The sequence below is a fragment of the Phyllobacterium sp. P5_D12 genome, assembly GCF_054049495.1.
Genome location: NZ_JBFUMG010000066.1, coordinates 1 through 14,477, shown reverse-complemented (window position 1 = coordinate 14,477; position 14,477 = coordinate 1). Strand labels below are relative to the sequence as shown.

Sequence of the window (14,477 nt, the reverse complement as noted above, 5' to 3'; positions counted from 1 at the left end):
GCGTGGGCCCGTTCGATTGCCCAAAGCGCGAACTCATTGCGATTGTCGATTGCGATGGTTTCCATGGCGCTGCCCCTCCTGTTAGCCTACGTGGTGTAGCTCTACCTCGGCCTCCGCCTTTTGCAAACCCCGTCGACTGGAAGGGGAAACTACCTCCGCCGTTCCAGCCGGTCCTGGTCGCGCATCCGATCGACGTCAGAGAGCTGTCGATAGAATTCGTCCAGCATATCATCAACTTCTTATCCGCGACGGCGAATATTTCCTGTGAGGCACCTCGGACCTTGCAGTCCGAGACCCGACTCCAATATCAGATCGAGCCCATCGTAGCGATAACGGGCGTGAGAAAGTGCATCCTTGATGTGGATGACGTGCCTGCGAAACGGATCGAGCACTTCGCCTAAATCAATCTCCACCTTCAATCTCCGCTATTTCGAACGATGATTATTGTCCAATCTGTCACAACCCTAATCGCAGGGCGAAAACCAATATCCCCTTGCAGTGTTAATCACATCGGCCGGCATCATGAATATATTGGCGTGCTGGCGTGTTTACGATTGAAAGCCACTATTCGGCCTAGGCCGTGACATGAGTAATAAAACCAAGGAGCGCATAAGCAAAAATGCCCACGGTCGAAGCCCCTCCTCTTGAGCGCAAGCTGGTGGCCATCATGGCTGCAGACGTCGAAGGATACTCGCGCCTGATGCACGATGATGAGGAGCGAACTCTTGCGACGTTGTCAGCCCATCGCAATGTCATCGATGCATTAATTGCGACGGGTCGCGGGGAAATCTCCGGCACAGCCGGCGATAGCGTATTGGCCGAGTTCGCAAGCGTTGTTGATGCGGTCCATTGCGCCGTTTCCATGCAGCAGGCTTTGGCAAAGGCTAATGCCATCCTGACGGCCAAGAGCAGAATGTCGTGGCGCATTGGGATCAATGTCGGCGATGTCATGGTCAAGGACGGCACCATCTTCGGCGATGGCGTCAATGTCGCCGCGCGCCTGGAGGAAATCGCCGAGCCGGGTGGCATCTGCGTGACACGGGGCGTGCGCGATCACCTGCGCGATCGAGTGGATTGTGAGTTCGAGGACCTCGGCGAACACCGCGTCAAGAACATAGTGCGTCCGGTGCGTGCCTTCCGTGTCTGTTTCGACCCAAATGGAACAACGGAGCTGGTCCCTGCCAAGCCCGCTGCGTCGACAGAGGGTGTTCACTTGGTAGATGCCAGCGCACCGCCTGCGGCGACTGATGCCGATGCCGTAGAGCTCGCATTCTGGCAATCGGTAGATACAAGCAACGATCCGTTAGAGTATCAGGCCTATCTGGCGCAGTTTCCGGAAGGAGACTTTGCAGCTTTGGCTCAGGCCCGCCTGGCTAACCCGCCGACGTCCGAACAACCTTCATCGGAAGATCGCACAGTTGAGCTCGAATTCTGGGATTCGATCAAGGACACTGAGCTCCGGGCAATGTTCGAAGCCTACCTCGAAAAATACCCGGACGGAGAATTCAGGAGTTTGGCCGAAATCCGGCTGGAGGCGCTCCCTGGATAGCTTAGCTCTGCGTGTCTACTGGCAATGCCCTGGCAGCTGACTAAAGGAACGATGATGGTGCTCCGGAGTTGTGTGGGTACCAACACATATTTGGATCGCGGTGCTTCGGAGAACTGGTATGGAAGTCATCAATGTACTGGCTGGTGTTGCCGTCAAGGATTTAAGCGACTCCGGTCCATGGTATGAGCGGTTGTTCGGCCGCCCGCCTGATATGCGGCCCATGAACGGCCTGCTCGAATGGGAATTCGAAAAAGGCGGATGGCTTCAGGTCTTTGAAGTCAAGCGCGGAGCTGGCGGGTCGTTTGTCACGCTGGTGGAGACCAGTGTCGATGACCGTATCGAAGACTTGAAGGCCAAAGGCATCGAAATCGTCTCGACCAGTGGTGCCGATGGCGATGCGGTCAAAACCGCGATCATCAAAGATCCGGATGGCAATCAGATCGTCTTCGCTCGAGGTGTGGACGACATCCACAGATCCACGATGTAGCAGTCGGGCCAAAGGAGGAAGAATGCCAGATATCAGCAAGTGTATCCAAGCGTGGGTCGACGCAAACATCACATCGCGAGCGCATGAAGAAGATAAGGTTCAGATGGTCCAGGAAGCTGATGACTTGAAGACCCACGCGTTAGCCGAAGGATTCACACTGGAAGAGCTTAGGGAAGCTTGTAATGGCGACATACTGGCTTTTCTAATGGACCGTCAAAACTCCAATAAAAATAAGGGTCGACCCGTACCTCGCGCTGCTGGGCGCTGATATTGACGCCGTCGGCAGTGATAACTTCAGGATCAACGATTCCGACGAAGGCGAACACGCTCTTCAAATAACTCAGCGTGTGCTCGAAACTCTCGGCGGGGGAGCCCGGTCCGTAAAAGCCGCCGCGTGCGAGCGCTATAATGACGCGTTTGGTGCCAAGCAGGCCTACGGGTCCCTTTTCCGTGTAACGGAAGGTCTTGCCGGGGACCGCGATACGATCGATCCACGCCTTTAGCTGGCTGGGCACGCTGAAGTTGTACTGCGCGACGCCGAGAACGACGGTGTCGGCGGCCAAAAACTCTTCCAGAACGTTTGCCCCAAGCGCAAGGTCCGCCTTTAATGCGGCATCCTGGCCGACGTCCAAACCCGCCCGGACCACGCCCACGTATTTGCCCGACAGGTGCGGGATCGGTTGGGCCGCAAGGTCGCGATAGACCACTTCAGTCATCGGATCGAGAGACTGGAGCCGTGCGACCACCGCCGCCGAAAGCCCCCGGCTCACCGAGTTTTCCCCGAGTATGCTGGAATCGAGATGAAGAAGGGATGGCATCAATGACCTCACACGTGTGTAGCAACAGGATTTCATAACAACGGGACAGTCGCCCGTTATCTGAATTGCAATTTTACGTCATTTCGACTAAAAGGTCAATATGAATTTGATAGAGGATGGCTCATGGCGAAGATTGATCTGGCACGGCGGGCAAAAATCGGACGCGACCGGCGGGAGAGGACACGCGCCCAAATCGTCAAGGCGGGAGCGACGCTGCTTGCGGAGGGGGCGGCGCTGACCTTGGATGCCGTGGCAGAGGCGGCGGGCCTCGCCAAGGGGACGTTTTACTATCACTTCGGCAACGTTGAGGAGTTGATAGCGGCAGTGAATGTGCAGCTGGAACGGAGCTTTGACGAGGTGCTGACACCTCTGCATGGCGGGTTAAGCAATCCGGTCGCGCGCCTGTCCTTTGCATTTGCGGAATCGCTGGAAAAGGCGGTTTCGGATACTGCCTGGGCGCGGCTGGTAGTTCAAACCTCGCAAAAGCCGAACCAGTTCGGCCGCGGAGTTCGCAAAAAGCTTACGGCCGATATCGCCGAAGCGATAAGACAAGGGCAGATGGCCGTGCTGGACCCGGAACTCGCCACTGACATCTTCGTGGGAATTTGGCTGCAGGTGACACGAGGCACTTTCGAGCGAGCCCCAACGCCTGATTTGACTTGCAAGGCTCTCGAGGCGGCGCTTCGGGCACTCGGGAGCGCTCCGCCTGACGGCTTCTCCGTATCGACATAATGGCACTTTGTCCGGCCTGTCTATCCTTGCAGACCAAGACCTCTACATGCCAGCAGCTGGCAGGCGTTTGAGCACCGATCGCGCCTGTTGGGGACTGAGGCCGATCGCCCGCAAGATGGCACGGACGACAGCGTCAGGGTCGAACGAGGACAGCCTGCCTTCACCGAGCACGCGCAACATGTGGACCATAATCCCGACGACAATCTCGAGTTTCAGCTCCGTGGACGGCGGTTCCTCCGATAAGTGTTGGAGGTCCTCGAGGATACGGCGGCGGATGTTCTCGCCGCTTTGCGGATTGGCGGCTGTCATTCTTGCGGCGACCGCGGCCCATCGGGAGTCATTGAGGGCCTTGTCGATGAATGCTTTGCAGCCGAAGGCAATGCGCAGCGCAGGATCGGTAATGGCGGTCCGGCCCGGCTGCAGCAGTTCATCGAACGACTGGACCAATTCCTCCGCGACCGCCCCGGTCAATGCTTCCAGGCTATCAAAATGAGTGTAGAACGTTCCCTTCGCGACGCCAGCCTCCTGAACGACGTCATCCACGGTGACGGATTCCACGGCCCGCTTGGCAAACAGCGCATTGGCGGCTTCAACAAGCTGCGCACGGGTCCTCAAGCGCTTTTCGCGTCCAATTTCAGCCCGGCGGGCCAGGTTAACGTTTGCCATTGCGCGATTCCTCAAATTCTCATCACAAATAAGTCATATTGACCGAAATGTCCAGTGCGAAGCTGGGGGTTTCGTTTTTTCATCCTTTTGCATAGCACCCATGCGCGTATGTCATATTGACTAGAAGTTCGAAATGACTTAATAGTCACCTAATGAATATCAGCCACCGGCTAGGGCTCTGGCTCACACCTCGTTGGTTTAAACCGCAATGGAGCATAAAAATGCAGCCCCTTCGATTGATGGGAATCGGCCTTGCCTGCGCCCATCTCGCCGCATGCGACGAAAAAGCGGCAGTCCCGCCTCCGCAACAGCATGTTCAGGCGATTCGCGCGTCGTCCGCCGAATATCAGCCGAGAGCGGAGATCACCGGCGAGGTGAAGGCGCGGATACAATCTAACCTGTCGCTCCGGGTAAGCGGCAGGGTGATTGAGCGCTTTGTCGACGTCAGTTCGCCCGTGCACGCCGGTGACATCCTCGCCCGGCTCGATGACAGCGAACAGCGTGCCGATGTGGAAGTCGCCCGGGCAGGGCTGCAGTCGGCACAGGCGATTGCCAAACAGAAGACGCTGACGTTCGAGCGGTATAAGGCGCTGCTGCGCTCGCGGTCCATCTCTCAAGCGACCTTTGATGAAGCGGATAAGGATCTGCGAACGGCGCAAGCCTCACTCGAGGCTGCCGAAGTGGCGCTGGGAACGGCGGAGGACGCTCTCTCCTACACGAAACTGAAAGCCGACGCCGACGGGATCATAACCGCGCGGGACATCGAGGTCGGTAGGGTGGTGTCGGCGGCGCAGCCCGCCTTCACACTCGCCCATAACGGGCCCCGGGACGCCGTTTTCAATGTCTTCGAGGCCTTTTTCCTCGAAGGTCAACCGTTACCCGGTGTCGATGTTGCGCCGGTGGCGGATCGCGCTCCCGAAACGCGGGCGACGGTCAGGGAGGTCTCTCCCTTCATCGACACGAGAACCGGAACCATCCGTATCAAGGTGGCACTCCCCGAAGATGCGCAATGGCCGCTCGGCACGCCTGTGGTCGGTGAATTTCGCTCCCCGCCGCGCCAGGGGATCGTTTTGCCTGCGAGCGCTATTGCCTCCGCCAAAGGCGAGCCCGCGGTGTGGCTTGTCGCCCCGGGCAGCAACTCTGTCTCCCTTCGGAAGATCGCAGTCGCAAGGTATCGCGACCGCGACGTGATCGCGTCCGGCGGTATCGCACCGCAGGACCTGATCGTCACCGAGGGAGGAAAGTTTCTCAAGGAAGGCCAAACCGTTGCCTGGGAGGATAAATAAGATGGCCCGTTACCGTTTTCATTACTCGCTTTCAGTCCTTGCGGCAGTCGCACTTCTTGCCGGCTGCGATCAGGACGCCGGCTCTGGCGAGCTGACCCAGCCACGCCCCGTCAAGTCCGTAGCCGCCAGTGCCGCGCAGGCGCAGACAGTGCGCTTTCCTGGCGTCGTCCAGGCGGGTGTGCAAACCGATCTTGCGTTCCGCACGTTGGGGCGCGTCGTATCGCGTAAAGCGAGCGTGGGCGACCTCGCGCATGCGGGCGACATCGTGGCTGAGATTGATCCGCTCGCTCTCGAACTCGCCGTCCGCAGCGCCGAAGCCGATCTGCGCAGCGCTGAAGCGCAGCGTGGAAACGCCCTGTTGACGCAGGAGCGCAAGCAGAGGCTGGCCGCGACGAGCGCCGCGAGCGCCGCGGATCTCGATCTTGCCGAGCAGGAGTTGAAATCGGCCCAGGCGAACGTGGCAAAGGCAAATGCCAGCCTCGATAAGGCGCGCGAGCAGCTTGGCTATGCCAAGCTGAAGGCCGAGTTCGATGGTGTTGTCGCGGCCACGTCCGTGGAAGTCGGACAGACGGCGACCGCCGGTCAGCCCGTCCTAACACTCGCTCGCCTTGATCAGCGTGACGTGATCGTCGACGTTCCGGAAGAGTACCTCCGGTCGGTACGCGTCGGCGACCGGTTCGACATCGCCCTTCAGCTCGATGACACGCTGCGGACCTCAGGCATCCTGCGCGAGATCGGTCCGCAGGCCGATGCCGGCACCCGCACCCACAGGCTGAAAATCGCCATCGACGAGGCACCGGACGTTTTCCGGCTTGGATCGGTGGTCACCGCCACGCCGCCAATGGCGCACCAGGGGCTGCCCGTCGCGCTGCCTGCAACGGCGGTCCTCAAGAGGGATGGCGCTGACCATGTCTGGGTGGTCGACTCGGCATCCCACACCGTTTCACTGAGATCCGTACGGCTCGACATCTCCCCGACCAGCGTCCGCTCCGTCCAGGTCCTTTCCGGTCTCAAGGACGGAGAAGAAGTGGTCGTCGCAGGCGTCAACCAGCTGGCCGAGGGACAGGCCGTGAGAACACAACAGGAGCAGCGCCCGTGAACAAGTTCAACCTTTCAGACTGGGCGCTCAAGCACCGCTCGCTCGTCTGGTATTTCATGATCATCTTCGCAGTGGCCGGCGCGTATGCCTACATGGCCCTCGGCCGCGAGGAAGACCCGTCCTTCACAATCAAGACGATGGTGATCCAGGCCCAGTGGCCCGGGGCGTCTGCCCAGGAAGTGACGCAGCAGGTCACCGACCGCATCGAAAAGAAGCTGCAGGAGCTCGACAATCTCGAGCATACCCGCAGCATCACAACCGCCGGTCAGACGATCGTCTTCGTCGATCTGCTGCCGAAGACCAACGCGCAGGACGTCAAGCCCACGTGGTCGCGGGTGCGCAACCTGATTGACGATATCAGGCACGAGTTCCCCCAAGGGGTGGCCGGTCCGTTCTTCGATGATCAGTTCGGTGACGTCTACGGCAACATCTTTGCCTTTAGCGGCGACGGGCTGAGTCAGCGGGAGTTGCGCGATTTCGCCGAGAACGCCCGAAGCCAGGTCCTCAAACTGCCGGATGTGGGCAAGGTCGACATCGTCGGAGCGCAGGACGAGGTCATTTATCTCGAGTTCTCGACCCGCAAGATCGCTGCCCTCGGCCTCGACCGTGCAGCGATCATCTCGGCACTACAGGCGCAAAACGCCGTGACGCAGTCCGGTTTCGTTGAGGCCGGTCCGGAGCGCATCGCCTTGCGCGTCGGCGGTCGCTTTCTTTCCGAAGACACCTTGCGCGGCATCAATCTGAGGGTAAATGACCGCTTCTTTGCGCTGATGGACGTCGCCAGCATCAGTCGCGGCTATGTCGATCCGCCAAGCTCGATCTTCCGCTTCAACGGGAAGCCGGCAATCGGGCTTGCAATTGGCATGAAGACAGGCGGCAACCTTTTGGCCTTCGGCGAAGCACTAGAGAAGACCATCACCAGGATCGTTCAGGATCTTCCCGTCGGCGTTTCGGTCGAACAGGTCTCCGATCAGCCGGCTGTGGTTCACGAGGCAGTCGGAGGCTTCACGAAAGCCCTGTTCGAGGCGGTCGCCATCGTGCTTGCGATCAGTTTCATCAGTCTCGGGTTCCGTGCCGGGCTTGTCGTGGCGATCGCGATTCCGCTCGTGTTGGCCATCACCTTCTTGGTGATGCTCTATTTTGGTATTTCGCTGCAGCGCATTTCTCTCGGAGCGCTCATCATCGCGCTCGGCCTTCTCGTTGACGACGCCATGATCGCGGTCGAGATGATGGTGGCCCGGCTGGAATTGGGTGACAGTCTCACCAAGGCGGCCACCTGTGTCTACACGTCCACGGCCTTCCCGATGCTCACCGGCACGCTCGTGACCGTCGCGGGCTTCATCCCGGTCGCGTTCAACAAGAGCAGCGCCGGTGAGTTCACCTTCACCCTCTTCGTCGTCATCGCCGTATCACTCATCGTATCCTGGATCGTTGCCGTAGTGTTCACGCCCCTCATCGGCGTGACCCTGCTGCCCAAGTCGATGAAGAAGCATGCAGATCACAAGGGCCGGTCCGCGAAGGCGTTTTCGCACTTGCTGCAATTCTGCCTGCGCTGGCGCTGGATGACGATCATTGCCACTGTTCTCCTCTTCGCCGGATCAGTCGTCGGCCTGTCCATGGTGCAGCAGCAGTTCTTTCCGAGTTCCGACCGTCCGGAACTCATCATTGACTGGAACCTGCCGCAGAACAGTTCGATTGCCGAAACGAGCCGTCAGATGGGTCAATTCGAGCGTGAGGTGCTGGCCGGCAACCCTGCGGTCGAGCATTGGTCGACGTATGTCGGACGGGGCGCGCCGCGCTTCGTTCTTTCCTTCGACGTCCAGCCGGCCGACGTTGCCTTCGGGCAGACCGTCATCGTCACCAAAGGGCTCGATGTACGCGACAATCTGAAGAAGGACGTCGAAGCTTACCTTCAGAAGACCTTTCCCGGAACTGACGCCTATGTGAAGCTCCTCGAAATAGGACCTCCGGTCGGCAAGCCGATTCAGTACCGCGTGTCCGGCGAGGATCTTCAGACGGTGCGCGATCTGGCACAAAAACTGGGAACTGTCGTAGGCACTAATCCTTCCCTCAAGAACCTTGCCTTTGACTGGAATGAACCGGCGCGCGTTGTGAAGATCGACGTGATGCAGGACAAGGCGCGCCAGCTTGGCGTCTCGTCCCAGGACATCGCCATGGCGCTCAACACCGTCGTTCAAGGTGACTCGGTAACGCAGGTCCGCGACGACATCTATCTCGTCGATGTCGTCGGCCGCGCCGCGGAAAAGGAGCGCGGCTCGATTGACACGCTGCTCGACCTGCAGCTGCAAGCCAGCAGCGGCCAGTCGGTGCCGTTGTCGTCGGTCGCAACGTTCCGCTACGAGCTCGAACAGCCGACGGTCTGGCGGCGCGACAGGCTCCCGACCATCACGGTCAAGGCCGGGATCAGCGATGCGACGCAGCCGGCAACCATTGTCAAAGCGCTCGCCGACAAGATTGCGGCATTCGAAAAGACGTTGCCGGCAGGCTATCACGTCGAAGTCGCCGGAGCGGTCGAGGAAAGCGCCAAATCGCAGGGTCCGATCGCGAGCGTGATCCCGGCCATGCTCCTCGTCATGGCAACACTGCTGATGGTGCAGCTTCAAAGCTTCCACAGGCTGTTTTTGGTGTTCTCGGTTGCCCCGTTGGCCCTCATCGGCGTCGTCGCGGCCCTTTATCTGAGCCATGCTCCGCTCGGCTTCGTCGCCCTCCTTGGCGTGCTCGCGCTTGTCGGCATCCTCATCCGCAACTCGGTGATCCTGATCGTGCAGATCGAGGAATTGCGCGGGGAGGGAATGTCGCCATGGAGGGCGGTCGTCGAGGCGACCGAACATCGCATGCGGCCGATCATGCTGACCGCCGCTGCGGCCACCTTGGCGCTGATCCCCATCTCGCACGAGATCTTCTGGGGACCGATGGCCTACGCCATGATGGGCGGCATCGTCGTGGGAACGGCACTGACGCTTCTCTTCCTGCCGGCACTCTACGTTGCCTGGTTCCGGATACCGCGTGAGATAGGGGAGCACTGAGATGGACGCCAAAATGTCTTCCAACCCCTTTCGAAGATGCGCCCCCCAGCTGCTCCCGGTGGCGGTGCTCCTGTCCCTCGCCATGACCGGCTGCGCGACCCGGGTGGAAAACGTCCTTCAGCCTCAGGTGGCCGTGGCCGCTAGCGACGCCAGCCGGGTGAACATGCTGGTAGCGACGACCCGCAAGTCATCGGACGATCCCGGTCGGCTCTATTCGGGCGAGCGCGGAACGGCGATCTCGCTCAACAACGTCTCCGTCTCCATTCCTCCGGATCGGAACCGCAAGATCGGCAAGGTGCAATGGCCCTCACGCGTACCGCCGAATCCGCAAAAGGAGTTTGCAGTCCTTGAAGCTAGCAAGGTTGCGACGGAAGGGCAGGCTTTCACGTGGTTTCGCAAGAACCGGAACGCAAAGCGGCAGGTGCTCATCTTTGTCCATGGTTTCAACAACACCTATGCCGACGCGGTCTTTCGCTTCGCCCAGATCGCACACGACTCGGGCACCGATGCGGCACCGATTCTCTTCGCCTGGCCATCGCGTGCGCGGGTTTTTGACTACCTCTACGACAAGGAAAGCGCCAACTACTCGCGCCGTGCCCTGGAGGATCTGATCCTTCAGGCCACCCGAAGCCCCGATGTCGATGACGTGACCATTCTCGCGCATTCGATGGGGACCTGGCTCGCCGCCGAGGCACTGCGCGGTGTTGCCATGCGCGAAAAGTCTATCCCAGCCAAGATCAGGAATGTCATTCTTGCATCCCCGGACATCGACATCGACGTATTCCGCCGTCAGTTCATCGAAATGGGGCCAAAGCGGCCGCATTTTGCGATCCTGACGTCGACACACGACAAGGCTCTGGAGGTCTCCGGCTGGCTCTCGGGCGGCGTCGACCGTGTCGGTGGCGCAGATCTCAAACCTTATGCCTCTGTGCTTGAAGAACTTGGCGTTTCGGTCATCGACACGAGCGCCATCGGCTCGAACGATCCGCTCGGCCACAATGCCTTTGCCGACAGTCCTGAGATCGTGCGCCTGCTTGGGAGACGGCTGGCCGGGCAATCGCTGTCGGGACGAGAGGCGTCATTCGCGGATCGCGCGGGGGTGGCAGCCGCCAATTTTGCCGGTTCGGCGGCGCGCGTGGCCGTTGCCGCTCCGGTCTCGGTCATCAGCGGCGAGGCTCGCGATGTGTTGAAACGCGAACTTTCTCCATCAACTGGCCAGCTCGTTGACGGTCAGGTCTCGTATTGAAGTGGAACATCCTGGAGCTGATTATGAACATTGATCCAGCCTTTCTCAGTCCTGTCTTCGCGCTGCTGGGAGCCCTCCTTGGTGCCGGGGCATCGCTGATCGCGGCCATTTACACCCATCGCGGGCAGTATCGCCTGCAGCGTGTCGCAGAAGAAATCACAAAGCGGGAGAGGGTCTACGTCGACTTCGTGATGTACGCGTCGAACCTGTTGCTGCGCGCTTACACGCGAGACGACATCGAGCTCAGCGGTGACGAACAACACCTGATCGGGCTTATCAACCGAATGCGGTTCTTTGCTTCATCCGATGTCATCGGCGCAGCGGAGGCCGCCCTCAGGGCCATCCTCGAGATATCCCTGAAGCCGCGAGTGGAACTTCGGCAACTCGCCACGGAAGCGCTGACCAAGAGTCTGGATCCCGATCCCCTCCTGGAATTCAGTCTTGTCTGCGCTGCAGACCTGGCGAGCTTGCAACGGTCCATGGTCTGACGCGAACGCCTTCGGCCGACAACAGTCTTTATCAAGAGTCATCCAGTTGCCGTCGCATCAGAAGACGGCGAGAGGAATTCATCATGAACGAACATGTTCTCACGGATCGCAATCCAGTATCGAAGCATCCTGAGCGGAGCGGACGGCATTCCTTCGAACGCATTGCGCTCTTGCTGCAGGGCGGCGGTGCGCTCGGCGCATATCAGGCAGGCGTCTATCAAGGCCTGGCCGAGGCCGGTCTTCATCCCAACTGGACCGCCGGGATTTCCATCGGCGCGATCAACGCTGCCCTCATAGCCGGCAATCCGCCCGACGACCGGGTCGCGAAGCTCCGGCAGTTCTGGGAGCTTGTCACGTCAACCGATCCATATTGGCAGTCTCCGCCCAGCTCTCCGGCCGACGGCAACGGTGATATCGCGACGTTATTGGCGCAATTTGACCCGTCGAAGGGTGATGTCGTCCGCGCCTTGTCTAACCAATGGAGCGCAGCGCGGGCTTTGTGCATGGGCGCGCCGGGCTTTTTTATGCCTCGCCTGCTGACACCCTGGCTTTGGCCGCATGGTTCCACCGAAGCCACCAGTTATTACGACACGCAAGCGCTCAAGTTGACGCTGGAGCGGCTGGTTGACTTCGACCGCATCAATAGCGGGGCTATGCGGTTCAGCGTCGGCGCGGTCAATGTGCGCACCGGCAACTTCGTCTACTTCGATACCGCAACTCACCGGATCGGTCCCGAGCATGTGATGGCAAGCGGAGCTCTGCCGCCCGGTTTTCCTGCGGTCGAGATTGATGGCGAGCATTACTGGGACGGCGGACTGGTCTCCAACACACCGCTCAGCTGGGTGGTTGATAACCTGCCGCACCGTGACACACTCGCGTTCCAGGTCGATCTCTGGTCAGCCCAAGGCGACCTGCCGCGCAAGATGGCACAAATTCAGGCGCGCCAGAAGGAAATCCAGTATTCGAGCCGCACCCGGGCCGAGTTGAACCGCTTCCGCGAAATACAATTCCTGCGCGGTGCCCTTTCGCGCCTGATCGAGAAATTGCCGGCAGAACTGGCGGCGAGCCCTGAAGTTGACATCTTGCGTCCTGCTTCCGAGCCGAAGATCTGGAATCTGGTGCAGCTCGGTTATCACTCAAAGAAGTACGAGGACGACACGAAGGACTACGAGTTTTCGCGTCGGAGCATGGAGGATCACTGGCAAGCGGGATACCACGACACCATCCGCACGCTACGTCACCCCGAGGTGCTCGAGCGCCCCCGTAGTCCCGACGGCGTCTTCACCTTCGATATCGCCGAGCAAGGGCGCGCATAAATCCATCCACCGTTCACAAGATACATGAAACATGGAGTCCATCATGAAGGAAGGCCACGTGCGTGAGCGCGCGTTCTCAATGCCGCTCACCAGCCCTGCATATCCGACAGGTCCCTATCGGTTCTGTCAGCGCGAATATCTCGTCATCACCTATCGCACTGACCCCGAGCGATTGCGCGAGATCGTACCAGAACCCCTCGAAGTGATCGAACCGCTCGTCAAGTATGAATTTATCCGTATGCCGGATTCGAGCGGATTTGGCGACTATACCGAAAGCGGCCAGGTGATCCCCGTCTCATACCGGGGAAAACAAGGCAGCTACACCCATAGCATGTTCCTCAACGACGAATCGCCGATTGCCGCCGGGCGGGAGCTTTGGGGCTTTCCGAAAAAGTTTGCGCAACCAACGCTTCGCGCCGAGACCGACACACTTGTGGGCACCCTCGACTATGGGCCCGTGCGCGTAGCCACCGGCACCATGGGTTACAAGCACAGACGCGCTGATGCGGCGGCGGTGCTCGCCTCGCTCGCCGAGCCCAACTTCCTGCTCAAGATCATTCCACATGTCGACGGCAGTCCGCGTATTTGCGAACTGGTTGAATACCATCTCGAAGATATCGAACTCCGCGGTGCATGGACGGGGCCGGGCGCGCTCGATCTCCACGCACATGCGTTGGCACCCGTTGCCGACCTGCCGGTTCTTGAGGTGGTCTCGACAATACATTTCATCGCCGACCTGACCCTCAGTCTCGGCAAGGTCGTCCACGATTATCTGCGCTAAACCCCCGCAACACAGGAGAATAATTATGCTTCTTGAAAACAAAGTTGCCATTGTCACCGGAGCAGCGAGCGGCATCGGCATGGAAATTGCGGCACTCTTCGTGCGCGAAGGCGCTCGTGTGACAATCGCTGACCAAGACCAGGAGCGCGCGAACGCAGTGGCCAACGATCTCGGCGGACATGAACACGCGATTGGGATTGCCGTCGATGTAACCAACGAAGCCGAGGTCGAAGCCTGCATCGCCCGGACCGTGGCCGCCTTCGGCAAGATCGACATTCTAGTTTCGAACGCCGGCATCCAGACCGTGGCCCCGCTCCACGAGTTCGAGTTCGATCGATGGAAACAGCTTCTCGCCGTTCATCTGGATGGGGCTTTTCTCACGACGCGGGCCTGTTTGCGCGAGATGTACAAGCACGGCCATGGCGGGAGCATCATCTATATGGGCTCGGTGCATTCCAAGGAGGCATCGATGTTGAAGGGACCCTATGTCACGGCAAAGCATGGCATCATGGGACTGGCCAAGGTCGTCGCCAAGGAGGGCGATGCACACGGGGTTCGCGCCAACGTGATTTGCCCGGGCTTTGTCCGCACGCCGMTCGTCGACAAGCAGATTCCGGAGCAGGCCAAGGAACTCGGGATATCCGAGGAGGATGTTATTAGGAACGTTATGCTGAAGGAGACGGTTGACGGCGAGTTCACCACGGTCGAGGACGTGGCGCAGACCACCCTTTTTCTGGCCGCTTTCCGTTCAAACGCACTAACGGGACAATCAATCGTGGTCAGTCACGGTTGGAGCATGCAGTAACGGGGCCGCGGGCTGTGTTGATTCGCGGACCAACCGGAGGCGGCCGTGCAAATGGGCCGCCATCACGCGTGCATCTGCAAGATTTCCTGCAGGAGGGGACAGTTCACGATGAGGGGGATGACGGCGTCACTTCCAGGAACGTCGCGCAGCTTTGTCT

Annotated in this window: 14 protein-coding genes; 11 read left to right on the top strand and 3 right to left on the bottom strand. The window is 59.7% G+C overall.

Features of this window, described 5'->3' with window-relative positions; genetic code table 11:
- Positions 1-239 precede the first annotated feature (239 nt).
- Positions 240-413, bottom strand: a complete 174-nt coding sequence (locus tag ACXJ5O_RS07195) for a hypothetical protein (RefSeq protein ID WP_457299290.1) — start codon at positions 411-413, stop codon at positions 240-242.
- A 206-nt stretch (positions 414-619) separates the two neighbouring features.
- Between ACXJ5O_RS07195 and ACXJ5O_RS07190 the strand changes: the two genes are divergently transcribed.
- Together ACXJ5O_RS07190 and ACXJ5O_RS07185 are read left to right on the top strand one after the other, a co-directional pair.
- The gene (locus ACXJ5O_RS07190; RefSeq protein WP_457299289.1) at positions 620-1,549 is read left to right on the top strand and encodes an adenylate/guanylate cyclase domain-containing protein; all 930 of its coding nucleotides are present in this window, start codon (positions 620-622) and stop codon (positions 1,547-1,549) included.
- A 118-nt stretch (positions 1,550-1,667) separates the two neighbouring features.
- Positions 1,668-2,036: a VOC family protein gene (locus ACXJ5O_RS07185; RefSeq protein WP_457299288.1), complete on the top strand. Its 369-nt coding sequence runs from the start codon at positions 1,668-1,670 to the stop codon at positions 2,034-2,036.
- 167 nt (positions 2,037-2,203) lie between these two features.
- On the opposite strand, the gene ACXJ5O_RS07180 is transcribed toward ACXJ5O_RS07185, so the two are convergent.
- Entirely contained in the window at positions 2,204-2,854 is a 651-nt protein-coding gene (locus ACXJ5O_RS07180; RefSeq protein ID WP_457299287.1) for an FMN-dependent NADH-azoreductase, read from the bottom strand.
- 123 nt (positions 2,855-2,977) lie between these two features.
- Between ACXJ5O_RS07180 and ACXJ5O_RS07175 the strand changes: the two genes are divergently transcribed.
- Positions 2,978-3,586: a TetR/AcrR family transcriptional regulator gene (locus ACXJ5O_RS07175; protein WP_457299286.1), complete on the top strand. Its 609-nt coding sequence runs from the start codon at positions 2,978-2,980 to the stop codon at positions 3,584-3,586.
- A 42-nt stretch (positions 3,587-3,628) separates the two neighbouring features.
- On the opposite strand, the gene ACXJ5O_RS07170 is transcribed toward ACXJ5O_RS07175, so the two are convergent.
- On the bottom strand, positions 3,629-4,252 hold the full coding sequence (locus ACXJ5O_RS07170) for a TetR/AcrR family transcriptional regulator (protein WP_457299285.1): 624 nt from the start codon (positions 4,250-4,252) through the stop codon (positions 3,629-3,631).
- A 221-nt stretch (positions 4,253-4,473) separates the two neighbouring features.
- Here ACXJ5O_RS07170 and ACXJ5O_RS07165 point away from each other — a divergent pair, with 221 nt between their 5' ends.
- The 8 genes from ACXJ5O_RS07165 to ACXJ5O_RS07130 all read left to right on the top strand — a co-directional run bounded on the left by ACXJ5O_RS07165 (position 4,474) and on the right by ACXJ5O_RS07130 (position 14,320).
- Entirely contained in the window at positions 4,474-5,538 is a 1,065-nt protein-coding gene (locus ACXJ5O_RS07165) for an efflux RND transporter periplasmic adaptor subunit (RefSeq protein WP_457299284.1), read from the top strand.
- A gap of 1 nt (position 5,539) precedes the next feature.
- Positions 5,540-6,637 (top strand): efflux RND transporter periplasmic adaptor subunit, encoded by a 1,098-nt coding sequence (locus ACXJ5O_RS07160; protein WP_457299291.1) that lies wholly within the window; start codon positions 5,540-5,542, stop codon positions 6,635-6,637.
- Positions 6,634-9,684, top strand: coding sequence for an efflux RND transporter permease subunit (locus ACXJ5O_RS07155; protein WP_457299283.1), 3,051 nt, complete (start codon positions 6,634-6,636; stop codon positions 9,682-9,684). The genes ACXJ5O_RS07160 and ACXJ5O_RS07155 overlap by 4 nt, the downstream gene beginning before the upstream one ends.
- A gap of 13 nt (positions 9,685-9,697) precedes the next feature.
- Positions 9,698-10,930, top strand: coding sequence for an alpha/beta hydrolase (locus ACXJ5O_RS07150; RefSeq protein ID WP_457299282.1), 1,233 nt, complete (start codon positions 9,698-9,700; stop codon positions 10,928-10,930).
- A gap of 23 nt (positions 10,931-10,953) precedes the next feature.
- On the top strand, positions 10,954-11,418 hold the full coding sequence (locus ACXJ5O_RS07145; RefSeq protein WP_457299281.1) for a hypothetical protein: 465 nt from the start codon (positions 10,954-10,956) through the stop codon (positions 11,416-11,418).
- A gap of 83 nt (positions 11,419-11,501) precedes the next feature.
- Entirely contained in the window at positions 11,502-12,734 is a 1,233-nt protein-coding gene (locus ACXJ5O_RS07140) for a patatin-like phospholipase family protein (RefSeq protein ID WP_457299280.1), read from the top strand.
- Positions 12,735-12,777: 43 nt separating this feature from the next.
- Positions 12,778-13,515 carry an acetoacetate decarboxylase gene (locus ACXJ5O_RS07135; RefSeq protein WP_457299279.1) on the top strand — a complete coding sequence of 246 codons (738 nt, stop codon included), beginning with the start codon at positions 12,778-12,780 and terminating at the stop codon, positions 13,513-13,515.
- Positions 13,516-13,540: 25 nt separating this feature from the next.
- Positions 13,541-14,320 (top strand): 3-hydroxybutyrate dehydrogenase, encoded by a 780-nt coding sequence (locus tag ACXJ5O_RS07130; RefSeq protein WP_457299278.1) that lies wholly within the window; start codon positions 13,541-13,543, stop codon positions 14,318-14,320.
- Positions 14,321-14,477 lie beyond the last annotated feature (157 nt).